Genomic DNA, 22,070 nt, shown 5'->3' on the forward strand with positions numbered 1-22,070 from the left:
CTGGTTCAACCCTGGAAGCCATGGACAAGGACAAGGCCACCTTCCGGACCAAGGGCGGCGCACGACAGGTCTTCATACGCGATTATTTCAACATGGACCGGACGAAATTGCGGATGGTCTGGGATCGGCCAACCGGAGAGGGGATTCGGATATGATCGAAGAATATCGGGAAGCCATGCCAGGACCATGTGCCAAGGTACTCCTGACAATACGCAGGGCGCGTAGTTCGCACCGCGCCCTTTGGGGCAAAATGAATCCCAAAAACTAGGTTTACTGCTTGGTTGACTATCAGGTTGACTGCATCATTAATATTTTGAAAATACAGGATAAAGTAGTCAACCTGGAAACCGGGAATAGGTTGACTGTCAGGTTAACTGCTTTGAAAATACAGGATAAAATGGTTAACCTGGAAACTGGAACAGGTTAACATCTTTGAAAATAAAGGACAAAACGGTTAACCTGGAAGCTGGGAACAGGTTGACTTTTCCCGGAATGGCGTCGGCTGAATTTTGAGCCAACGCGCACGGGAACAGGGTATTCAACGGGCTGAAAATTGAGCCGGTTGAAACTCACCATGCGCAAGCACGGGAGCGGGAATTGGTTCCCCAAATTTGGGGAATCAAACTGGCCTTACCACGCGCACGCACGGGAACGGGTTCACTGGGCCGAAAATTCGGCTCAGTGAAATCCTTACCACGCGCACGCACGGGAACAGGCCTTTGCTCCCCAAATTTGGGGAGCAAACAAAGCCTCACCACGCGCACGCACGGGAACGGGTGGAAGGGTTGCGTTTGAAACGCGATCCCCTTACCACGCGCACGCATGGGGACAGGTTGGTCGGATTTCAAATCGGACCCTCCCAAACTCCTCACCTTGCGCACGCACGGGAGCAGGTCCGCCAGGGGTACCAATTTGACTGGTACCCTTCCTCACCACGCGCACACGGGAACATACGGCCAGATTGATTCCCCAAATTTGGGGAATCAAACCTCACCACGCGCACTCGCGTTTGAAACCCGACAGGGTGGCGGGAATTTTCTCCTGGTTGGCCTGCCAGGGGAAATGACATCACCCTGGTGGTTGCATCCCTGGAGCCGGTGNNTTTCCTGGTTGGCCTGCCAGGGGAAATGACATCACCCTGGTGGTTGCATCCCTGGAGCCGGTTGATGCGGAAAACGTGGCAAGACGCAGTTCACGAAACCTACCCATGGTCATACAGCGTGAAGTCGCGGTCCATCCACACCACGTGGAATACCACGCCATCGCGGAATCCAAGCATGAGGGCTTTCCCATGGCATCGGAACGCAATGATACGAACGTCAGGTGTGATGACACTCGGGATGCCAGCTTTGATGGCGTCACGGGGAACAATTTCAGAACCAAGACCATGACGAGGGGCACTTTGAATCTCTCTCCACGTCAACCTGGAAAGGCGATGGAGCGTATCCGCGAAGGCCGCCTTCTCTGCCTGGGTACATTTGTCCAGGGCGTGGGCGTCTTGGAGATGAACCAAGGAGAAGATCGGTTTTTCCTGGTTGGTCGATCCCATCCCTTTGGGAGACGGTTTAATCCTTTCCCCCTGGATGGAACGTCGCTTGATCATGGCCATCCACTATTGCAGTTGGGTTTTGAAATAGTCCTTCATGGCTTCGAGCGGAATAACACCCCCTGGCTCCTGGTCGTAAGTCTCTCGCCACGGTGGTTCATCATGGGTCAAATTGCGCAACTTCCATGCGTCATACTGCCCGTATACGTTGTAGACTTCATCCAAACATTTGCGTTGTTCTTTCTGAAAAGAGTCAAAGTCCATCTCTTCAGGTCTTGGAATGGGTCCCGAGCCGAATTTTTTGAACTCCTGATAAAGCAACGGGACAACTGGACCATGAGTCCATGCTGTGATGGGTTCCATAAAAAGCGGTTTGTCAAACATGGCCAAGTGGAAGCCTTGGGCATAATAGACGAGCTTTTGCAACTTCATGTTTGAAATAAAGTCTCCTGCATCTTCATCCGCAAGAGAAAGGAAGTAGTTGGCAACGTCAAGACAGGTGATATCTTTCATTTTGTTGGCTCCTGGGCAGGGGGAATGCAAATGGGCTTCCCTTCCATATGCGGGGATTGATCCCTGTCATATTATGTCTCCTCCCACTCCCGATGATATCCGATAACGTCCGCAGAAATCCACTTGCATCCGTTGGCGTCCAGGAATAGGTTCCTGGAACGGGGCCGAAAACCCCTCAAAGAGCGGACACCGCACCCGTCAGACTTGCGGTATTTTTGCGCCGCCCGATGCTTGGCAGGGCTGAGCGGTGGCTACGATGAAGACATGTCTTCGAAAGTGGCCGATGGTCTCTCTTTTGTTCTCATCGGAGCAAATGAAGCGTTGCAATACGCAATCAATCTTCTGGACGACGATTATCAGGAACCTCCCCCCACCTGACCAGGGCTTCCTCCCAGGAAGAGAACCCCCAAGGGGCCGGAGCGATCTGGCCCTTTTTGTTCCTGGCGTCTTTCTGGTCGCGTGACTTATTCGCGTTTGAAACGCGGAATTCGCGGGGGCGATGGGATTTCCCTCTGGCAGGAACCTGTCCGGGAAGACCCCAGGCAACAGGCACCGATGTTGCTGCACGTTTCCCCTGAATTTCTGACCGGATACCAGACCTGGAAAATTTAAAAACTCCCGCCAAAAGTAGCAACAGGGTAGCAACGAACAAAAACGGCCACCTTGCGAGTGGCCGTCATTGTTTGTTTTTATTGGTGAGCCGTGCTGGAGTCGAACCAGCGACCCACAGATTAAAAGTCCGCCACTCCAAGTCTTGACTATGCTCGCCCATGCTGCAATAAGATTATATCATGTTAATTTATAACGACTTTATCTGATATGCAATCAATCACTCTGCATAGAGATCTGAAAAAATCGGAAAAAATTGGATATGAGTGTTCACGCAGTGTTCACAGCAAATCAAACGTAAAACACCTGAACCGAGGTACCGTTTCCACGTTTCGTAGCCCTGCCATTCTCGATGGTAACGATATCGCCAACGCTGGCTTGTCCGGGCACTTCCACAACCCCGCCTTTGCTGGCGACCCGAAGAAGACCGGTGGTGGATATATCGATCACACGGCCCGTCATAACCTTTTGTCCAATCAATAAAAGTTGAAGGTCAATCAGAGGGTTGGACATAACGCAAAATATCCAGTGATGTGGTCAATTTTGGGCCATCGGCTGTATGGCTTACGGATGTGATTTTGCCCCGCCAGGACTGGCCCATCATGGCGTCGTGGACCTCAACCAGGTGGCCAGGCAGGAAGCCCGGTCGGTGGAGGCACGTCAGGGAGACCTCCTGCAAGATCTCGCCGCTGTCGATCTCGGCACGGCCACGGGAGAGCTTGGCCAGGGTATCGGCCAGGAGCGGATCGGAGATGTCCTCACCGTGATGATCGCCTGCGCCGCGTTGGCAGATGATTTCGCCGTCCAGGGGCGTCGCGCCGTTCTGGGCCACAGCCCGCACCTGCACCGGAAAAGCATCCAGTCCGGCCACGGTCTCTGGCGTGGTCAGACCCCAGGAACGGGCCACGGCGGTGTAGCCGATGCGGGCGGTGGCCACCCCAGATCGTTCGGCAGACAGGCTGCGCCGGTCGGCCTCCAGGGTGAGCGTACCAAGGTCATTGCCCAGCCAGATCACCGAGTCGATGGAGACGGCGGGCTGATCCAGGGCACCCGTAGATGTGCCGTCGAAGACGAGATCTTGGGTCAGCCGCAGGGTCTGCTCCGGTCCCGGCAGCAGCAACCCGGTGGATGCGGCCAGTTCCACACTGGTCACCTCCGGCCCGGTGTGGACCAGCAGATGGGCGGTTTCGCCCACAAAAAAACTGTTCCGTCCCTCGTTCAACCCGTTCGGACGATTATCCAACTCAGCGGCAAGGTAGCCGGACTGGGGAAGATAGCCCCGCACCAGCACGCGGTTGACCCGGCGACGCAGCGTGTGGGACTCGCTGCACGACAAGTTGTCGGCGGCATCGGTGAGGATGTGATCGGGGGTGGCCGTGTTCCAGTCGGGCACAGCCACCGGGAAGCGATGCCGCACCCGCAGTTGGCCCTCGGGCAGGGTCTCCACCACACCCCCGGCGGCCTCGGCAATGGTCCGGACCACGTCGGCGGGGGTGGCGTTGTGGACCGCCAGCCTGCCGCCGGGGATCAGCCAATCTACCAGGTCCCAAAGGATGGTTTCGCCCGTGGCATCCTCGGTAGCGGCGCGAGCCTGGACTGGATCATTCCAAGTCCGTTCCAGGGGCGCGGCCCGTGGCGAGGTCAGGTGCGCCGTCGGGCTGATCACCGAGATGCTGAAGCGGGGCATGCCGACGCCGTTGCGCTCCAGGGTCTTGTTGTCCACCACCAAGTTGAAGACCTCGCTGCCCAGTTCGAGGGTGATGGGATCGCCCACCTTCACCCTCTGGAAGCTGGCAGGATCGTCCAACTCCAGGGAACCGCTCCAGGCAAAATCGCCCTCAGCGAGGGAGATGGTGACAGATAAGATCATGGTTGTTTCTGCTCGACAAAGTCACTGAACATCAACATGGCTACTTCTTATTTGTGGATGATGTTTCAGGAATCGGGTTGCGGTAATCGATGGTCATGGTGATCTTGATTTTCAAATCAACATCAAACTGTTGAGAATAGGTGTAATACCCGACATATGCCGAAAAAGTGTACGTCCAATGACCTTGCGAGGCAGGCGTGATGGTGACATCCCCGTTCACGAAGGATGCCGTGCTGGGATCCACCGTCGCATGGGCCGGGTATGGCCCTCCCGGAAGTGTGACCCGGATCCGAGGGTTGACGCCGTTTTCCTGCCAGTAGACCGTCTTCAGGAACAGATCGAAAAAGACCGAAACCCTGTTGCCGGTGACATCCAGATTCCATCTGGCATCACAGTTGGTGGTATCGGCGAAAGGGCACCCCAGCCCGGTCGTGACGTAAACGCTGGTATGAATCTGCCACTGACCGAAGGGAGAATTCCATTGCCGCCACGCATCCAAATGGTTCGCGCCTCTGTTGATCGAAGCAATATACTCGGGGGTGGTTATAGGGATGTCGCTCAACCGGTCGATCCGGTAGTCTTGCCAATCGATCTCCCTGAATCTTGCTTTCGAGGGAATGATGGCCTTGCCGGGAGAATATTTGTGTTTGACACCGGCTTGGAAAGAATTGGCAATGACTTCCGTGACTCCGAGTTTTCCCGATATGAGGAAGGGCAACGCAGTGGGAATGGAGTCGATCATAAACGGTCCGATCATGGGCTTCCACAACGGTTTGTCTAAAATCAACTTTGGATAGTCGTAATACTCCAGCACGTCGCAGGCGGAAGCTGGGGTGACATACTGCCGGACCAGATCGATCACCCCTTCCACCTTCCGGTACGGGAGGTGGATGCTTTTCACCCTCCGAAACGGCCCTAAACTGGGGAAACGCGATGTCATCGACTTCCCAGGAAGCGATAACGCACAATTTTTTTGGTATCCATATCCTGCAGTTCGATGTAGGTGGTATCCTCCAGCACAACCTTTGGTTCCGTTCCGCTCATGTCGATGGGCACGGTCCTAACCTTATTCTTGCGGGTCCCGGGGCGTTCCGAGTAATCCCCGATCTCTCCAGATTCCTTTTCTGTTTCTCCGGCCCACTTGACGCTGACTCCGGGGGTGCCGGAGGGCCAGAAGACCCGCTCGAAGGTAGCCTTGGCCACATGGTAATCGGTAATGGCCAACAGGGAGACGGGGGGAATTTCGGTGGAGTTGATGTTGCCGCTGGACCAGGCTTTTTGCATGTCCCGAAAATGCTCCGGAGTGGCCATTCCAATTCCGTTTCCGTAGGTGATCTCGAAGAGGGAAAAGGTGGCCGCATACTCCACGGCCAGGGCACCGTAGGCCTCTCCGGCACAGAAAAATTCTCCCCTGGTCGGGTTGTAGATAGGTGGCTCCAGTGGTGACCCAGAACGGTCCCGGAACATGGTCTGGTGGATGATCTTCACTTGGGGCTGATCGTGGAACCAACGCAATCGCTTGCGTGTCTCGCCTTGAAAATCCAACACCTCGGTTACCGGCTCGCTACGACGCCCCAAATTGGTTGCGGCGTTGATTAAGACGTCACGTTTGAGGGATGCCGGCTCGGTGACGCGAATTTTTATTGGCCCTTCATCCACCAGGATCTTTACCTCATTGGCGGCGCGTTTCGAGCAGTAGAGTTTGACCCGCTTCCTGCCGGGCACAGCCACTTCCAATGGCAGAAGTTTGGGAGGAACCCCCCACGCACTCACCCGGACGACCGAACTGGAGAAAGTTACCTGTACTGGCACAGCCCCTCCCTGATCGTTATCGCTTGTTACCAGCTCGAATGATGAATCGGCTTCCGGGGAGGAAAAGGAAATCTGCAAGCTTGTGGAGACCGTACTCATAACCACTGTCCTCCCACGGAAGCACGCACCCGGGAATATGAGGCCAAAGTCTGGGGTGCGGTGAAGATGTCGTAAATCAAGCGGAATTTTTTTGCTATCGGGGTACCATCCATCAGGTCATAGCAGGAGCGGAACCGCATCCCTACGGGGGTGGTGGAATCCCACTCCACGGAAAATCGTTTTGAGACTGGGGACATCGTACTCCAGGAAGAATGGAAACGCGCCTGGAATATTTCCGCCCAGGATGAGGCAAGGCGTATCTGAATGGAATCCATGGACAGCGGCATGGACCAGCGGGCATGGATGGTATGGGTCATGGGAGTGCCCATGATGGAATAAGATGCCCTGGCGAATGGATCCTGAACCAGAGGCAGTAACCCGTTTATTGCTGAAACAGAAAGGGTGGTTTTGCCACCCTGGAGCAAGAATTCCCGGAAGATGCCGGTCAGCGCAGCTCTGGACGTGTTCCGCCCAAGCCCGCCGAAGGTGAAGTGCCATTCGCTCCCTCGCCAACTGTGCCCAAGAGCTGAATATGCTCCACGAACTCCAGAAACCTCCTGCCAATATTCCTCTGGGAGCCAAGCATATCCGGTTCTACTGGATGCCGCTTTTGCCCGTATTCCCTGCCAGTAGTCATCCGGGTACCACTCCGCTGCAAAACGGAAAGAAGTTCCAATTCCGTGAATCGATGCCCAATAGCTATCGGGCAACCCGGGCGATCCCCTGACCTTGGCTTCCTCGATCATGCCCGCGGGCTGGGAATCCCAATAGGACTGCGTCAGGGATGCGTTTCCACAAAGAGATCCGGCGCGGATGTTTTTTGCACCTGCATCCGGCCAGGAAAATCCCGCAATACCGGCTGTGGATTTGATGAAAACAGCCATGCCTCCAGGCCAGGAGGGAAAGCCTGAATTGGCCGGTTGACTGATCAGTCCAAGCAAGGAGCCTCGTATTTCCGTCCAATAGGAACTCAAAAACCATCCCTGCACCTTGGACGCCTTGGCCCCAGTCATACCCTTAGGCAAGCCGTTCCAATAATCTTCGGACCACCCGATTGCTGCCACCGGGGTTTTGGCAAGCCCCTTCCAGTTCCACCAAGCTCCGGAGGGAATCCAAGCATGGCCTGGACGTCCGCCACGAAAACTCACGCCGCAGACCTGCGGAAAGGAGCGGCTCACAGCTTGCCGGGAGAACGATGTCGCGCCAATAGATCCAACATCCGCCATGCATCAACTCCAGGTGCTGGAGGTTTCGATGATGACTTGGCCTGAGTTTGCAACATTGATGGCTTGGAAGGCTTTTCCAGACATCTCTCCCGTGCCGTTGAAGGTGTCAAGGTGGCTCAATGGGGTGGTATGCAGGGGGCACCACAGGCCAGGTAAATGTCCGCGCAGGACGTAGTTGGATGAGACTGGCTGGCTGAGCCATACCGGACACAACCACAGCCCGCCATCAGGAGCGTTTGGATAGGCGATATACTGGTTGGATCCCATGGTGTTGCTGGTCAACGTGGTTTTGGAGCCGTCGATGAATTTGGCCACTTGGCATGAGGAACCGACTCCGGTGTAATTGCGGGCCACGTAATGGCCGGTGATGACGGCGCTGTTCACGGCAGTGGCTGCATAGGCCAGACGTTCGTTGCTGCCATTGGCGTCATTTTCCACCTGTTTGCCGATGATAAAGGTGCCGTAGTCGTCGCCGCCGGTCTTGTAGCTGATGAAATCCCCAAAGCCGAAGCCATGGGATAAAGTGGAATAATCGCCGGTCTGGATGAAGAGATAGAAGGTGCGGTCGGTGGCCACGAGTACCCAGGGCCGAGCGGTGGCATCGGCGGTGGTGGATTTTCGGCAGATGAGACCGGTGACAGATTGCGCCGCAGAGGGAAATGGCCCGCTGCCGGATGCCAAGCCGGTCATGGATTCATACCCGGTCATTCGCGCCTCCTTGGCCCCGCCCGCAGATTCACTGTTGTCGAGTACCTGTAGGAAGCGCTGATTTCCGCCGCCAGCCTGGAAAACTGCATTGTTGGTGCCGGTATAGGGCCGGGTCCAGCCCGCAGCGATTTTGGCTCCGTAACCCGTTACCAGACAAGAATAAAGCAGCCCGATGAGGCTACCAACGGTGCCGGAGATGGCCGGAGCGCCGGTGTCGGTGGAGTAATAAACGGTGGTGGATTCAGGCATTTCAAAATCTCCTTCTTGGTCAGGCCGTCAGGCCCCAGATGCCGAAAAACATGCCGTTGCCCCTCTGGGCGGCGCTGCCTGCCGGCACAATGCGTCTCTGCCAGATGGGGAAAGCGGCGGGATGGGTAGTGAAGATAAGTAGATCCCCAGGAGCCCAGGAACCACCCCACCCGGAGGCTGGCAGGGTGAAATAGGGCCGATCGAAGGCCTGGTTGTTGGGAGAAAAGTCGCCAGTGGTGCTGCCGCCGCCCACGAATCCGGCGGTGTCGCCGAAACAGGTGAAAGCGGCAGGCGAGGTGAAGGAGATGGTCCAGGTCTGCTCGATGCCGCCGATGGCATCCAGGGTGATGAGGGTGGGCGAATCGCCCGTGCCATCCCATCCATCGTATGTGCCATGTTGGGAGGAGAGATCCCAGGCTTCGGCGATAGCCTGGACGTCCCCCGCCTCGATGACCGAGGCCACCCGAGTGGCGGAGGCGGTGTAGGCATTTTGCAGAGAATGGCCTGCGTCAAAGACGAGTGTCGCCTTGTCGCCATTCCAGATGACGGCATCGGAGGCAGCCAGCCGAACAAACTCATATTTTCCGGAAGAATTTGTCTGATCCGTCAGGACGATCAGGTCGCCATTGCGGAAGATAAAATCATCGGCGTTTTCCACCTGTACGCTGATGGAAGTGGACTCAACTTCTGCGTCGATCTCCAGCCACCCGGCACCATAGAGCCGTTCGGATCCGGTGATATCGTCCTGGATATTAGTCTGGGTGCCAGGAAAGATCAGCACCCGGTCATCGCCCGAGGTGGGGGTGTCCACGTAGATCCTGGCGTTGCGCAGGGAGATCCCATCGGCATTGGCCACCTTCAGGAAAGCCTTGCGGTAGCGGTCCGAACCGGCCAAGCGTTCGCTTTCCGGAACATCGGGCCAGAAGTTATTCTTCACGCTGTCGGCGATCTCCTTGCTGGAGATGCGTCCGCCGTTGGCAGAGGTGTCGGATACTGTCTCGGAGCCGTATTGTTTGAGATTGATACCCTGGAGAGGCATGGAAATTCCTCGGAATTCAGATGGTCATCAACTTGATGGTGCCGGTGAAACGGACAGTCTCGGGCAGATGGGGAAATACCAGCTTGAAGCTGGCCGCCGGGGCATCATGGTGCCGGAACATCACAGTGAAGGTTTCGGAGTCCCAAACCAGGGGGAAGGTAGTTCCGGCTTGGGTGGCCATGGCGCGGATGGCTTCTACCGTGGATTGATCGAGCCAAGTGGCCTCCTCGGTGGCATCCAGGGTGATTGGCCGACCACCCGAGAGGGCCTGAGACCATGTCACCACGGTTCCGCCCAGGGTGCGGGTGGCTTCCTGGGCCACTGGAGACCACTCCCAGCGGTCGGTCCATTGGAGGGAGTCCGGAAGGGTAACATCGCCAAGGTTTTTCATCTGTCAAGATATTCCCCGTTCCAGGTCCTTCAACGCATTCACAACTTGCCGGATCTGCTGACGGGGACCGGGGATGGATGCCACCGGCCTGCCGCCCGCGAAGAGATCCAGCCGCACCACCCCCTCCACCGGCGGGACGGCTCCTCCGGTGGCGAAAGCAGGTGCGGAGGGCATGACCGGAATCACCAGGTTGCGGACCAGGCCCCCCGCAGCGAAGCGGGGCATTTCCGGGAGCCGCAACCGCATGCGGTTGAGGGATTCCAGCAGCCCCAGCCCGTAGCGCCGGACCGCCTCCTTCCGGATGACGAACTCCCCCGCTTCCAACATGGCATGGACACGGTCTCCCCCGCCAAAACCTGGCAGGCGACCTCCTCGCGCCAGCCCCACCGGTCCACCCACAGCATGGGCTTCCTGGGTCACTTGTTGCACAGTGTAGGTGATGACTCGACCATCCAGGGCGTTGGCACGTGATGTGATACCGTCCATGGCAGACACAGCAGCAGCAGTATCCGCATGCACCTGAATTGCGCTGCCAGCCTGGACTGTGGATTGAAATTCCTGAAACTTTGTGATCAGGCCATTGATGGCCCCGGTCGCCATGGTGGCGTCAAATTTGGCTTTGATCTCTGGATCGAATCCAGCGAACTCGGACTTGAAGTTCGCGAACACACGAGATACTTCATCCAGTCCGGTCTTGATTGGACCTGTTAATCCTTGGGCAACCTTATCCGAAATTCCCTCCAGGAACCGGGCTTCTTCCTGAAGTTCGACCTTGATCCGGACCATCCGTTCCTTTTTTTCCAGCAGATCATCAATCTGGCGAGCAGCCTCAGTGATCTTGGCTGTGTCGATGCCAAGGATGATCCGATGGTCCTTGCTGAGGGACTGATCCAATCCAGCCAGAACCTGACGTACCGTCTCCAGTTGTGTGGCCAGAGACCCGTATTCGAGACGCAAAGCGGATGCTGACTGTTGGTGATTATTGCCCTGTTCCTGGAAAGCCTTATCCACAATGGCCGCCGCACGCTTGACTTGTTCAGAAGACCGTGTCACGGCCTCCTGTTCAGGGACCAGAATGCGGTTGCCGACCTTGACCGCATCGGCGGTTTGTTCAGCCAGTTCCATCATGCGTTCTGCATGGCGGCGGGCAGCCTCATAGTTGCCGTTGCGCAGGGCATCCTCGGCCCGTGCCTGCTCCTGGGCAATGCGCATTTGCCGCGATTGATAAACTTCGTCTGGTTGCTTCCCTTTTTCGGCCAGTCTGGCGAGTCGGTCCTCCACTGACAACTTGAAACTGGCTCGCTGCTCGGCGATCTGCCGGGCTGCCTCCAGGTGACGCTGCTCCTCGGCAATGAGTTTATCGATGCTGGCCCGGTAGGTCGCTTCGGTTTGCTCCAGTATTCGACGCTGGGATTGTAGCCGTTCCTCATCCACCCGGGCAGCATCAAGGCCCATCCGTTTGGCGTTGTCACTTTTTGCCTGATATTCACGCTGGGTCAGGTTCAAGGACTCCACCAGGTGGCGGCGGGCTTCAGCAAGCCTTGCTTCTGTTTCTTGAATGGCCAGGACAGTGACGATCTGAGTTTTTCGCTTTTCTGAAATCAAACCGGCATCAACAAAAGCATTCAGGACACGATGTCGCCGTGCGTAGATCTCCTCGATGCGCTCGGTGACAATTTTCGACGACGATGTGGACGCTTCGCCAATAGCCTTCCAGGATTTTGACTCGTCGTCTACTGCCTGTTTGAGATTACCACGATGTTTTGACAGTGCTTCATCGTATTTTCCGATCTGCTGATCAGTTGTGCCAATGGCATCAATGATGGATTTTTTTGCGGCAGCAGCAGGACCAGAGATGGTCATGGAAAACTGCTTGAATTGCTCGTTGAGACTGGCTGCCTTTCCGGCAGCAGATTCTGCCTCCTTGGCCATCGTGCGGTAGATTGCAACGATCTGATCTTTCACTGCCGGGTCGGCGTGGATACCATCCATTGACTTACCAAGGTCTTCCACCGAAAGACCGGCCCTGCGGGCCTCTTCCAACAGGGACTTCATTCCCCCCTCTGTGTCGCCCAGTTGGCGACGCAGTTCCGCTCCTTTGACAATGTTGGAATCGTACAAGCCCGTGAGTTTGTCCAGCCACAACGTGATCTTTTGAAATGACGTGAGTCCTTGGCCTGTACCGATGCCATACCAGTTCCTCAAGCCGTCCGTATAGGATGCCATCTCCTTTTTGACTTCGCCGAAGGCACGAGCCTGGACATCCAGTTGCAGGGCCAGGGTCTGGCGTTCATCTTTCTTGAGCAGATTGAGATAATCCTTGAGTTTTTCTGCATTGTCCTTGGCAGCGCTACCAACTCTTGCCAGCAACCGTCCTTGTTCATCCAAAGCAATATTTGAATTTGGTAAAAGATTTGCCAGTTTTTCTTCTGCTTCAATGTGTTCCCTGGTTCCAGGTCTGGTGGTTTCCAGGATATTTTTCAACGTCTCCAGAGTCTTGATCTTTTGAAGGGTTGCTTCCCGACTTTTGCCCAAGGCCGTGGCGTGTTCCTGCAAGGGCTCGATGTTAGAGGAGATGGCTTTGGAAAAGACATAGGCAGCCCCTCCGGCAATGGCCAACACCCCCCAAAATTGGGGAATAGCCATCAATCCCTTTGCCATTGTTCCAAGCGTTGCCAGGGGAGCAATCATGGAAATTACCCCCAGCCGCAATGTACTCCATATCAGCCGTAAGGCACCGAACCCGGCCAGGGCAGTCAGTGTGGTGACAGCAGCAGCGGAAAGGGTTGGAAACGTCGCGACCAACGCAGCCAATCCATGCAACAGTGCGGCAACACCTTTGGCAACCGCAACGATGGACGGCAGAAAAGCGGTGCCAAGATTGATTGCGGCTTCGGAGATGGCGTTCTTGGCCAGTTGCAGTTGGGCTTCGGTCGTGCGAATGCGCTCACCAAACTCTTTCTGCATTGAGCCAGCATAATTTGCCTCCTTGCCTACCAGTCCAAGGATTTCCTTGTATTTGTCCAAACCACCAACAACCACAGCCATATCATCGGCATATTCTCGTCCAAAAAGTTTGGATATCACCTCAACCTGGGTCTGGCGATCCAGGCTTTTGAGAGTCTCCAAAAACTTTGTCAGGGTCTGCTGCGGATTTTTTCCAATATCCGCAGCCAATTGTTCGGCAGTATAACCAATGCTTTGCAGAGTTTGTTTGAAGGCTTCGTCTTTTGTCGTTGCGGTTTGCAACGTCATCAACATAGCGTTAATTGCAGTCGCTGCGATTTCAGGGGGGCGTCCCATGGCCAGGAAAGTCGATGTCAACGCAGCGGTCTCGGTATTCGCAAGACCAAACATTCTGGCCATACCACCTACACGGTTCATGACATTGAGAATGTCGCGCTCAACCGCATTGGTATTGTTTCCTAAATGGTTGATTGCATTGGCTAACCTTTGCGTTTCTGGCACGGTCAATCGAAAAATATTCATCAACTTTCCGACAGCGGCACCTGCTTCGTCAGGAGATATTCCGAAAGCTGTACTCATCTTGGCTACGACTTCGGTAAATCCTTCGATGTCCTTGGCAGCAATACCCATCTGACCGCCGGCTTCGGCTATTTTGGCCAGACCATCCAGTGAGACTGGAATTTCGCGAGACATGGCTTTGATATCGATGACCATGTCCTGAAAGGCCTGGGGTGTTGCAAAATCCACCACCTTGCGCACATTGGCCATGGCAGATTCAAAGCGGATCGCTTCGGCTGCCGCCAGTCCGATTCCTGCAATACCGACCGTCATCTTCGCCAGTTGCTCCCGCACAAGGGATATGCGTGATGCCCATCCATCAGTCCCATTACGAAGGGAGATAATCTGCTCGGTCATTGCCAGATGGGCACGCGCCAGTTCGGCGTTTGTCAATTTGCCTGACACACGCAGACGTTCGTATGCCGCTTGCACCCTGGCAATCTCGCGTTCGGTATTGGGTGTCGGGGCTAGACCGATAATATCTTTTGCCGACTGCACCCTTTGCAGTTGGCGTATTCTGCCCTCTGCCTGTGCCACCTGCGCCAATTCTGCACGTAGCCGACGTTGTCCTTCGACAAGATTGGTCGTATCGACGCCGGCGGATCGCATTTCCCCCCGCAGACGATGCAAGGCATCACGTTTGTTTTCGAAGGCAGTCTTGGCCGCCGCCGCCGTTTGCTTCGCCTGGTCGAACTCTCTTTGCATGGCGCGAGTGGGGGCGGTAGTACTGCTCATGGCAGCAGACAATCGGGTCACATCACCCTGGGCTTTTGACCACTCTCCTCTGGCTTCCTCAACTCCTTTTTTCATCTCCCGGAAGCTGGTGATTTTGCTCAAAGCGTCCTGGATACGCTTTCCCTCGTCCTGCGCCGCTTGCGCCATGCCTCGCACCCCAGCAGCCACAGACTGACGAGTCTGATCCATGGCACGGGAGATGTTCCCGGAATTCATCAGGATAGTGAATTCAAGAGCAGCGGCAGTGGCCATGGATTTATTCTATTCTTTTCGTGACGAGGAAATTTCTTCCATGGCAAACAGGAAGAGATCCCAGGGGTAATCCCAGATCATGGAGTGTCCGGCCCGTACCAGGGCACAGGCCGAACGCTCCAATCGCTTGCGAGCAGTCACGGCATCGCCCGTGCAGCTTTGAGCAGGCGATCCCGCAAGCGGAAAAAATTGGGGTTGATCTCCCGGCAGGCGACGATCAACGTCTCAATGGTCGAAGGGGTCATCTCATCCAGGTCTGCCACTTGCAGGTCGGTCATGCGAACGACATCTCCCAGGGAAGCATCGGCCACGATCCCCTCGTTGACCAGGTCGATGGACCCCTCCTGCACCTGCTCCAAATCTTTGAACCAGTGCCGAACTTCGGCCACGGTCAGTTCGCGGATGGTAATCTTTTGTCCTTCCAGTTCCACTTCCTTGGTGCGTCTCACCACGGGCGTCACTCCTCGACCATCTTGATTTCAACAAAGGCACTGATATCGGTACCTTGGCGGGTATCGTCTTTCAACACGGATGCTGTCAGGGTTAACCCCGTAAAATCATCGCCGATGAAGGACAAGTCTTTGGCCGGCGAAAATTTGACCCGGAACATATCCGCAGAAAGCGGTTTTCCGGCCCTGGCAAAGTTGGTCCCGGAGAAGAAAACGCGGTATTCGTCAGCCCCCTTGATCAGGGCCTGGATCACAGTTCCTGCGGACTTGCTGTAGCTGACCTTGACCAGAGTGCCTGTGGCGGCAATTTTGGCGGACCCTTCGGGAATGAAAATCCCGGCGCTCTTGACCTGGAAGTCGGTGGAAGTCAGAACCATCGCCCCCATATCCGTCCACGTCACCGTACCGTCGCTGACGGTACCCCCATCCGTGGGCCAAGTCGGCTCGGTGGCCCCGGTGGTTCCGGCAGTGCTGCATCGATAGAAATGAGTTCCTGTGCCAGGCTTGACGATCTCGCCCACCGTACTGGCCGTGGTCGCCGTCCAGGCCGGGGGATCGACGGTGACCGTGACGGATGACGGCCCGATCCCGTCCAGGGGAATGAAGCCTCCGGCGTAAGCCGTATGGCTCTGATTGCTCACCGTCCCCGACGCCAAACCGGTGTCACCACCGCGCAGGGCCATGGCGAGGTTCTTGGCCGACAGGCTCAGGAAGTTGAAGGTGGCCTCCACCTTGTTGATCCAGCTCACCTGGTCGGCAAGACCTCCGCCACCCTGATAGTTTTTCAACTCCTTGGTCTCCTCGGAGACCTCCAGCTTGAACTCTTTGACCTGCCCGACCGCCCGCAGTGGGCCGCCGGTTCGCAGGCCGATGAATATCTCACCCTCGCCGATCAAACTCCATTGACTCGTCATTCTTTTTTTGGCCTTTTCAATCAGATACGTTGAAAACAAACCCTGTTGAAAAAACCACAGGGAAGTACAGGACGCCGTTTGCCGACCACTCGGGTACGTGGGATGATTGCACCCGTTTCAAGGATGAAAAACGGCCACTTTGTGGTCGCCACCCGGCCAGAGCCGAGATCATTTTGGAAATCAGCGGCCCCGCTTCTCCTTCGGAATCTCGCGTGACGAGTACCACGGCCCATTGCTGCTCGACCGTGTGTTCACGCCCGTCGGGACTACTTTGGCCAGGAACGTCCATCTCCAAAAACACCATGAGCGACGGCACGATATCCGACGCCTCCCGAATCGCGTTCTTGCCCCATATGAACTCGATGCGAAGAAGATCGGGCAATTTTTCTTTCAAACGGTCCACGATCAGACCGCCCACAGTCACATAGTTATCCACGCAAGCCCCTGTTATGATAACAGATTCACCAGCGTCAGAAGTGCCGTTCCGTGACTATCCAACTGGACGTCTTTGACTCGATACGAGTGACCGTTTACCAGCACATCGTCACCTGCCACCGGGTCAAACCCCAGATCGGCAACCCGCAACTCCAGGGTAGTGCGCGGCACGATGGCATCAATGCCGCCGCCCATGAAGGATTGGGGTTCTTGATCATCTTCAAAAATGGCAGTGACCTGGATGGAGATCCCACCCAGGTCCGGACGGGTGATAACAGATGGACGGTAGGTAACCGGGACGCCAAATGTATCCCGGCACACCTGCTGGAGCGTGTCCAGCGACTGGTACCAACCAGGAATCGTCATGCTGTCGCAGTCACTTTCACAAGCACGCCAGGACGGTGGCACATGGGAAGCGGGTTGGACTGGGTGTGCAGATCCGTCCCCCGGTCAAACTTTCTGGGTTCCTGTTTGGCATACAGAGGTTCCCCAAGGGTATTGGCGGCCTCATTGAAATCAGCCGGGGCAAAATAGGTGCAGAACGTACTGCTGGTTCCTTCCGGGAACGCATGTCCCTGGCCGGAGGCAATAAACCTGCGGGTGGAGCCTTCCGAATCAGGAGCTTGCCCCCGATACTCTTCGAAAGTGATATCGCAAAATTTGAATCCTTTGCGTTGATCAGCCCGGAGAGCTTCCCCCTGCTGCCATTGTTCGAACGCTTTATGAACTTCAGCATGTCCGGTGAAGGCATCGAAAAACTCTGGAGAAACCATGCAACGAATCCCTGTCATGAATTCCCCACGCAAATTGTCTTCAACGTGTCGTTTCAGTTCCAGGCACTTGGCTTTGATCGTTCCAAGCTTGGTTGTGTTTTGATCAAGCTCAAAGTTGATGGTTTTTGGAGTGATGCCGAATTCAGCATACAGGTCGTAGATGGTCGAGCCATTGGCATCGAGGATGACGCCCTTGAGCGCACCCATGCGGAGATGCTCCAGGGTGATGGCGTGCTTGTCCCGCATGGACTGGAGGTGCGATGCCAGAACGATGACCATGGAATTCAGGTCCCCTTCACTGCCAAAGGCACGAATACCCTGCACTTCCTCCGGAAGGATTACGTCATCATAGGGTATGTGCGGGATCGAAAAAGAACGCACCTTCCGCTTGTCCCGCACACCAACGGCACCAGGCGATCCAACTTGTGCAGTTGGGATTAAAATGAGGGTACCATTGCGCTCCTCAATGGCGATTTCACGCACCCTCACCGGTTTGGACGGCATCAGTTGCAGTTCCTCAATGCGTCCGTAGTTGTTTGGCAAAAGATTGATGCTGGTGGTCAATGCCACCACACCAAATGCATTGCCAGAAAATGGATTTGCTGCCAGTCCCATGTTACACCCCTTTGCGCACAATGATGCCCAGCGCAACAAGTTGCGCCAGAGCGGTATTTTTTTGCCCGGTGGTAATCCCGGATGGCCATACCAAAGCCGGTTCGGCCAGGATGGCGTGGCGTGCAATCAAGACTCCTGAAGCATCCGTACCATCCGGAGCGATTATTTCAGCCGCGATGACCCCGGCGACCTGTTGGGTGCCATTCACGGCTGCCGGGTCCAAGGCCACGATTTTGTCATCGCCAGAAACCGTAACGGTAAAACTGTCACCAACGATAAAATCAGTCGAACCATCGGCAACGGTGACGTTCAGGTGGGTACTCGAATACGCGATGCCAACAGTCAATGGCACCAGGGCATTTCCGGAAGGAGTGATGACGGAAAACGTTCCCGCATTTGTTGATGCTGCGGTGCATTTGAGAGCGTAGATTCCCGGGACAGCATTCGCACCCAAAGTTGCCGTTCCAATGGTGCCGTTTCCGGTGTTCCCGGTCACAGCAGCAGTGACCACGGACGATTTTGTCCGGCGTCCAACCACTGCCCCAATGGGAAGTGTTCGCGCCGATCCGCTTCCAGCCAGGACAGTGATTTTTTCCCGGCTGTAGAAATTTTCTGCTTCATGTTTCAGCAGATCACCAAGGCTGTTTGGTTCTGAAATGGTGGCCATGGTTTATTTCGCTCCCCTGCCTTGCATTGTGGCCCGCCTCCGACATTCCATGACAAGAGGGTTGGTCTCAAGATTGGACACCGATTGGCTGTTGGTTCCATCTCCCGGCAGAACCTGGGTCTGGATCTCCGGTCCGGATGCCCGCATGGTCAACAGTTCTTTGCGTACTTGTTCTTCAGTCATGCCCTTTGCGATGAACACGCCTGCCATGTTGGCCACGTTGGCCAAGGTGCAAAGATCGAGGATGGCCTGGGCTTCCTGCTGAAACTGCTGGCGGCCTTCGACGCGAATAGCATCGCGGTCCAGGATTACGGCTCCTGCCGTCGTGGTTGGTGTCTCCATGAGAAAGTCCTTCTGGTTGGTAGTGGTGTGCGAGGGTTGGATGGCTGCGGAAAAATCGGACATGGCGTCACGAAGGGTTCCCACCCGGTCGGCCAGCCCGGCGACTAGGGCATTGGCTCCGAAATAAATTACGGCTTCGGTGGCGCGGACCGCTTCTTCGGTTAGGCCCCGGTTGGCGGCCACAGCGGCGACGAACATGCCATATAGCCGGTCCACTTCGGCCTGAAGGTGATTGCGGGCGTCGCTGGACAATGGTGTGTGGCGGGAGAAGTCGTTCTTTCTGGCCCCGGCGAAGACCGTGGTGTAGCGCCGACCCTCCTGAACGTCCCGCTGTGACTCGTCCACATGGAGGGCGATGACGCCCACCGATCCAACCCCGGCAGTCTGCGGCAGGTAGATGCGCTCGGCAGCGGAGGCCAACAGATAGGCCGCCGAGAAAGCATCGTCGGCCACTGCCCACACCGGTTTGGTCTGCCCAGCCTCCCGGATCATAGTGGCCAGATCGAACACACCACCAACCTCGCCACCTGGGCTGTCTATGTCCATCAGGATGCCCTTGACCACCGGATCGGTGGCAGCATCCAGAATCATCTCCTCGATGGCGGCGTAGCTGGTGAGGCCGGAAGCTGCATCTATCGCACCAACCCGCTTGGCCAGGGTACCGTGGATGTGAATGATGGCGATGCCATCGCTGGTGATGTCCTGGTTCGGGCAAGTGGTGGGAAGCGGCATGCCGGGTGTGATCCCAGTGACGTCAATTCCCACCCTGGGACCGATAACCGTCAGAATGGTTTCCAGCTTGGCACGCTCCACCAGCAGGGGCACGCCGAGTACCCGACCCGCGAGGTGTGGCAAAAAGTTCATGCGTTGCAGCCTCCAGAAAGACGAAACCCCGCCGGAGCGGGGTCTGTGGTGGATACGGCCATCGGTTCTCCATCGAGCAACAGTCCGTGGGAAACCCCTCTGCGGTGTTCCCACGCGATCAGACAGGCATTGGCCGATTCCAGGCTGATGGGTTCGTAGGTGATGATCACGGCTTGCCGTCCTGCACCGCTGCCCCGGTTCTGGTGCGGCGGCGGGGATCGGAGTCGAGGGCCAGTCCCAGTTTATCGGCACGTGCGTTGGTCGCGGCAATTTCTCGGTCGATCTCCTCGGCGTCGTAGCCGTAGGTGGCCACTGCCTCATCCCGGCTGACGAGACCGGCACGAATGGCTATGACAACGGCGGTGAACTCTTTCTGCGGATCAACCCATGCCCAACCCTGCGGAATCCATTTCACCCCCTGATAGACCCGACGATTCCGAGCATATCCTGGGGCATCCAAGGCCCCTGCCAAGATTGCCTGATCCATCCATCTTTCCCAGACAGGGCGGCAGAACTGGTGGATGATGACGCTGCGTTGCCACTGCTCCATGCGCCGTCGGAACTCAACCATTCCGGCGCGGATGCTGGAATAGTTGACTCCAGACAGGTCCCCGGTCAGTTGCTCATAGGTGACGCCCATGGCAACCGCTACCGCCCGCAATTGCGTCTTCATGAACTCCGCATATTGTCCGCCCAGGTCGGCGGGTTCAGAAAATTTTACATCCTCTCCTGGCATGAGTATCTGCATGGTGCCTGGCGTCCAGGTGACGGGCGGCGCATCCCCATCCTCATCATTGTCCAAAGCCATTTCTGGAGATGGTTTGGTGATGAAACCCGCGATCAGGGCTGCTGTCTTTTTACGCACCAATTCGGCATCGTCGTACTGGTCCAATTCGTGGAGCTTGACCAGTGCCTGCGTCAGCCACGGTTCACCGCGAATCTGACCGGGGCGCAGGGGGCGGAAGAGATGGATCACCTCCGAAGCCGGAACTGGCACCGGCGGATCACCGAACAGTCCACCCCCCACGGTCCGCTCGCCAGGGTGTTCTCGATACAGGTGGTAGGCGACGCGCCTGCCAATCTTGTCGAACTCGATCCCGGCCCGGATACGGTTGCCGTTGGGCAGGTCACGATTCAATGTGGACGGCAAATGTTCCGGCTCCAGCAGTTGAATCTGAAGAGGAACTGGTAATCCATCGCCGAGATTCCGATTCCGAAGCCGGACCAGGACCTCACCCCCTTCCACCATGGCCCGCACGGCCAACGCTTGAAGCCCATAAAATCCCTGTACATTGTGGGCATCCGCTTCGCGGGTCCACTCCAACCATAAGGCGTGGACCCGCTCCTTGAAAGCAACGTCATCATGGGTAGAGCGGGGCTTGATCCCGGTCCCCACCAGGTTGGAAACCAGAGCATCCAGTCCATTGAACGCCCAGGCATTGCGTCGGACCATATCCCGTGACCGGGACCGTATCAGGTCCGCATCCCGAAACAGCAGGGCATTGACCCCATCATTACCGGGTTGCCAGTTGCCCAGACGGCGACCCGTTGATGCGGCTTCGTACCCTGTCTTGCGGGATGGCATTCCCCCGCTTTCTCCACCTCCAAAAATTTTTCTCCATGACCACATCAAAGATCCTTGTCGCTTCGAACACGTACTTGCCGCACAATTGCCCCAGCCCCGGTGCATCCCTCGTGGCGCACACGGGTCATCTCTCGATCCAGAAGCTCCAAGGCGGTCTTGGCCTGGGTCAGATCGTATTCCACTGTTTTGTCCCCATGGGTGACACGTTTCTGCAAGCTTTCCAGTCGCTCCAAAAGTCGATCACGACGGATTTGTAGTTCAATGATGGTGGCCATTACGACATCCAAGGAGACTGATAGACTTGTCGTCGAGATTTGGAACCAGAAGGTGGTTTTTTCACACTTTCTTGATCGACCTGCTCTGGAGTGGTCATTTTCAATGGAATTTCCAATATCCGAGTCGCTTCCTTGTTCAGTTGCAATCCCATGGCAACCAACCCCTGTAGGGCCGCCATGGCGTACACCCGGCAGTCCAGGGCTTCGTTGCGGTCCCCGTCCCGTTTTTTCCATTCCCGAATCGGACGACCCCTGTGGAAACGGGTGGTGACCCGTTCGGCGGTCAATTGCCGAAACCAGTCAGCATCGCGAGTAACCGGGAAATGGCAACATCCAGGGCCTGGGTCCTTTAGACGCAGGCGGGAGTGAATGGCTTCCTTGGCGGCATCCACACCAACAATAAAGAGTGGTACCCGGCCCTTGTTGCTGCGAGATGGACGACGAGGCCAGATGGGAACTCCCATTCCACCCCGACCTTTAATTGCCCACACCCGCCGGTCCTGTCGATTGCGGCAAAAGGCATAACCCATCTTCGCAGCTTTTCCCATTTTTCGAGCTGCTTTTGAGATGATTTCAA

23 protein-coding genes are annotated in these 22,070 nt (G+C 56.3%); 1 reads left to right on the top strand and 22 read right to left on the bottom strand.

The features are described from left to right. Positions 1-155 (top strand): hypothetical protein (locus HQL65_14555; GenBank protein MBF0137455.1); only part of this gene is annotated, 155 nt, incomplete at its 5' end. Between the two features lie 1,046 nt (positions 156-1,201). On the opposite strand, the gene HQL65_14560 is transcribed toward HQL65_14555, so the two are convergent. The 22 genes from HQL65_14560 to HQL65_14665 all read right to left on the bottom strand — a co-directional run. Beyond that, positions 1,202-1,603, bottom strand: a complete 402-nt coding sequence (locus tag HQL65_14560) for a hypothetical protein (GenBank protein ID MBF0137456.1) — start codon at positions 1,601-1,603, stop codon at positions 1,202-1,204. 9 nt (positions 1,604-1,612) lie between these two features. After that, a complete protein-coding gene (locus HQL65_14565) occupies positions 1,613-2,059 on the bottom strand; it encodes a SocA family protein (protein MBF0137457.1) in 447 nt (148 codons plus the stop codon). A 900-nt stretch (positions 2,060-2,959) separates the two neighbouring features. Next, on the bottom strand, positions 2,960-3,181 hold the full coding sequence (locus tag HQL65_14570; GenBank protein ID MBF0137458.1) for a hypothetical protein: 222 nt from the start codon (positions 3,179-3,181) through the stop codon (positions 2,960-2,962). Beyond that, positions 3,162-4,538: a hypothetical protein gene (locus HQL65_14575; GenBank protein ID MBF0137459.1), complete on the bottom strand. Its 1,377-nt coding sequence runs from the start codon at positions 4,536-4,538 to the stop codon at positions 3,162-3,164. The genes HQL65_14570 and HQL65_14575 overlap by 20 nt, the downstream gene beginning before the upstream one ends. Positions 4,539-4,578: 40 nt before the next feature. Next, entirely contained in the window at positions 4,579-5,439 is an 861-nt protein-coding gene (locus tag HQL65_14580) for a hypothetical protein (GenBank protein ID MBF0137460.1), read from the bottom strand. 35 nt (positions 5,440-5,474) lie between these two features. Next, positions 5,475-6,449 (bottom strand): hypothetical protein, encoded by a 975-nt coding sequence (locus HQL65_14585; GenBank protein MBF0137461.1) that lies wholly within the window; start codon positions 6,447-6,449, stop codon positions 5,475-5,477. Further along, on the bottom strand, positions 6,446-6,766 hold the full coding sequence (locus HQL65_14590) for a hypothetical protein (GenBank protein MBF0137462.1): 321 nt from the start codon (positions 6,764-6,766) through the stop codon (positions 6,446-6,448). The genes HQL65_14585 and HQL65_14590 overlap by 4 nt, the downstream gene beginning before the upstream one ends. Positions 6,767-7,678: 912 nt before the next feature. Further along, complete coding sequence (locus HQL65_14595; protein MBF0137463.1) at positions 7,679-8,632, bottom strand: hypothetical protein; 954 nt, start codon at positions 8,630-8,632, stop codon at positions 7,679-7,681. Between the two features lie 19 nt (positions 8,633-8,651). Next, a complete protein-coding gene (locus HQL65_14600) occupies positions 8,652-9,671 on the bottom strand; it encodes a hypothetical protein (GenBank protein MBF0137464.1) in 1,020 nt (339 codons plus the stop codon). A 16-nt stretch (positions 9,672-9,687) separates the two neighbouring features. After that, positions 9,688-10,062: a hypothetical protein gene (locus HQL65_14605; GenBank protein MBF0137465.1), complete on the bottom strand. Its 375-nt coding sequence runs from the start codon at positions 10,060-10,062 to the stop codon at positions 9,688-9,690. 3 nt (positions 10,063-10,065) lie between these two features. Further along, positions 10,066-14,574 (bottom strand): phage tail tape measure protein, encoded by a 4,509-nt coding sequence (locus HQL65_14610; GenBank protein ID MBF0137466.1) that lies wholly within the window; start codon positions 14,572-14,574, stop codon positions 10,066-10,068. Positions 14,575-14,711: 137 nt separating this feature from the next. Beyond that, positions 14,712-15,026, bottom strand: coding sequence for a hypothetical protein (locus HQL65_14615; GenBank protein MBF0137467.1), 315 nt, complete (start codon positions 15,024-15,026; stop codon positions 14,712-14,714). Positions 15,027-15,031: 5 nt separating this feature from the next. After that, positions 15,032-15,937 (bottom strand): hypothetical protein, encoded by a 906-nt coding sequence (locus HQL65_14620; protein MBF0137468.1) that lies wholly within the window; start codon positions 15,935-15,937, stop codon positions 15,032-15,034. Positions 15,938-15,953: 16 nt separating this feature from the next. Continuing rightward, positions 15,954-16,373: a hypothetical protein gene (locus tag HQL65_14625; protein ID MBF0137469.1), complete on the bottom strand. Its 420-nt coding sequence runs from the start codon at positions 16,371-16,373 to the stop codon at positions 15,954-15,956. Positions 16,374-16,384: 11 nt separating this feature from the next. Further along, on the bottom strand, positions 16,385-16,738 hold the full coding sequence (locus tag HQL65_14630; GenBank protein ID MBF0137470.1) for a hypothetical protein: 354 nt from the start codon (positions 16,736-16,738) through the stop codon (positions 16,385-16,387). Continuing rightward, the gene (locus HQL65_14635) at positions 16,735-17,760 is read right to left on the bottom strand and encodes a major capsid protein (GenBank protein MBF0137471.1); all 1,026 of its coding nucleotides are present in this window, start codon (positions 17,758-17,760) and stop codon (positions 16,735-16,737) included. Before HQL65_14635 ends, HQL65_14630 begins: the two co-directional genes overlap by 4 nt. A 1-nt stretch (position 17,761) precedes the next feature. After that, a complete protein-coding gene (locus tag HQL65_14640) occupies positions 17,762-18,427 on the bottom strand; it encodes a head decoration protein (protein MBF0137472.1) in 666 nt (221 codons plus the stop codon). 3 nt (positions 18,428-18,430) lie between these two features. Beyond that, on the bottom strand, positions 18,431-19,633 hold the full coding sequence (locus tag HQL65_14645) for a S49 family peptidase (GenBank protein ID MBF0137473.1): 1,203 nt from the start codon (positions 19,631-19,633) through the stop codon (positions 18,431-18,433). Continuing rightward, a complete protein-coding gene (locus HQL65_14650) occupies positions 19,630-19,803 on the bottom strand; it encodes a hypothetical protein (protein MBF0137474.1) in 174 nt (57 codons plus the stop codon). Before HQL65_14650 ends, HQL65_14645 begins: the two co-directional genes overlap by 4 nt. After that, entirely contained in the window at positions 19,800-21,263 is a 1,464-nt protein-coding gene (locus HQL65_14655) for a phage portal protein (GenBank protein ID MBF0137475.1), read from the bottom strand. The genes HQL65_14650 and HQL65_14655 overlap by 4 nt, the downstream gene beginning before the upstream one ends. Continuing rightward, complete coding sequence (locus tag HQL65_14660) at positions 21,263-21,493, bottom strand: hypothetical protein (GenBank protein MBF0137476.1); 231 nt, start codon at positions 21,491-21,493, stop codon at positions 21,263-21,265. The genes HQL65_14655 and HQL65_14660 overlap by 1 nt, the downstream gene beginning before the upstream one ends. Continuing rightward, the coding region (locus tag HQL65_14665) for a phage terminase large subunit family protein (GenBank protein MBF0137477.1) at positions 21,493-22,070 on the bottom strand (578 nt) is incomplete at its 5' end. The genes HQL65_14660 and HQL65_14665, both read right to left, overlap by 1 nt.

It is taken from the genome of Magnetococcales bacterium, assembly GCA_015228935.1.
GTDB lineage: Bacteria > Pseudomonadota > Magnetococcia > Magnetococcales > DC0425bin3 > HA3dbin3.

Bases quoted from the DNA above. Each gene is read 5' to 3' on its own strand.
- HQL65_14600 (MBF0137464.1), bottom strand. From the start codon at position 9,671: ATGCCTCTCCAGGGTATCAATCTCAAACAATACGGCTCCGAGACAGTA.
- HQL65_14620 (MBF0137468.1), bottom strand. From the start codon at position 15,937: ATGACGAGTCAATGGAGTTTGATCGGCGAGGGTGAGATATTCATCGGC.
- HQL65_14660 (MBF0137476.1), bottom strand. From the start codon at position 21,493: ATGGCCACCATCATTGAACTACAAATCCGTCGTGATCGACTTTTGGAG.
- HQL65_14585 (MBF0137461.1), bottom strand. From the start codon at position 6,449: ATGAGTACGGTCTCCACAAGCTTGCAGATTTCCTTTTCCTCCCCGGAA.
- HQL65_14570 (MBF0137458.1), bottom strand. From the start codon at position 3,181: ATGTCCAACCCTCTGATTGACCTTCAACTTTTATTGATTGGACAAAAG.
- HQL65_14595 (MBF0137463.1), bottom strand. From the start codon at position 8,632: ATGCCTGAATCCACCACCGTTTATTACTCCACCGACACCGGCGCTCCG.
- HQL65_14645 (MBF0137473.1), bottom strand. From the start codon at position 19,633: ATGAACTTTTTGCCACACCTCGCGGGTCGGGTACTCGGCGTGCCCCTG.
- HQL65_14640 (MBF0137472.1), bottom strand. From the start codon at position 18,427: ATGGCCACCATTTCAGAACCAAACAGCCTTGGTGATCTGCTGAAACAT.
- HQL65_14655 (MBF0137475.1), bottom strand. From the start codon at position 21,263: ATGTGGTCATGGAGAAAAATTTTTGGAGGTGGAGAAAGCGGGGGAATG.
- HQL65_14605 (MBF0137465.1), bottom strand. From the start codon at position 10,062: ATGAAAAACCTTGGCGATGTTACCCTTCCGGACTCCCTCCAATGGACC.
- HQL65_14590 (MBF0137462.1), bottom strand. From the start codon at position 6,766: ATGACCCATACCATCCATGCCCGCTGGTCCATGCCGCTGTCCATGGAT.
- HQL65_14610 (MBF0137466.1), bottom strand. From the start codon at position 14,574: ATGGCCACTGCCGCTGCTCTTGAATTCACTATCCTGATGAATTCCGGG.
- HQL65_14560 (MBF0137456.1), bottom strand. From the start codon at position 1,603: ATGATCAAGCGACGTTCCATCCAGGGGGAAAGGATTAAACCGTCTCCC.
- HQL65_14575 (MBF0137459.1), bottom strand. From the start codon at position 4,538: ATGATCTTATCTGTCACCATCTCCCTCGCTGAGGGCGATTTTGCCTGG.
- HQL65_14635 (MBF0137471.1), bottom strand. From the start codon at position 17,760: ATGGGACTGGCAGCAAATCCATTTTCTGGCAATGCATTTGGTGTGGTG.
- HQL65_14565 (MBF0137457.1), bottom strand. From the start codon at position 2,059: ATGAAAGATATCACCTGTCTTGACGTTGCCAACTACTTCCTTTCTCTT.
- HQL65_14630 (MBF0137470.1), bottom strand. From the start codon at position 16,738: ATGACGATTCCTGGTTGGTACCAGTCGCTGGACACGCTCCAGCAGGTG.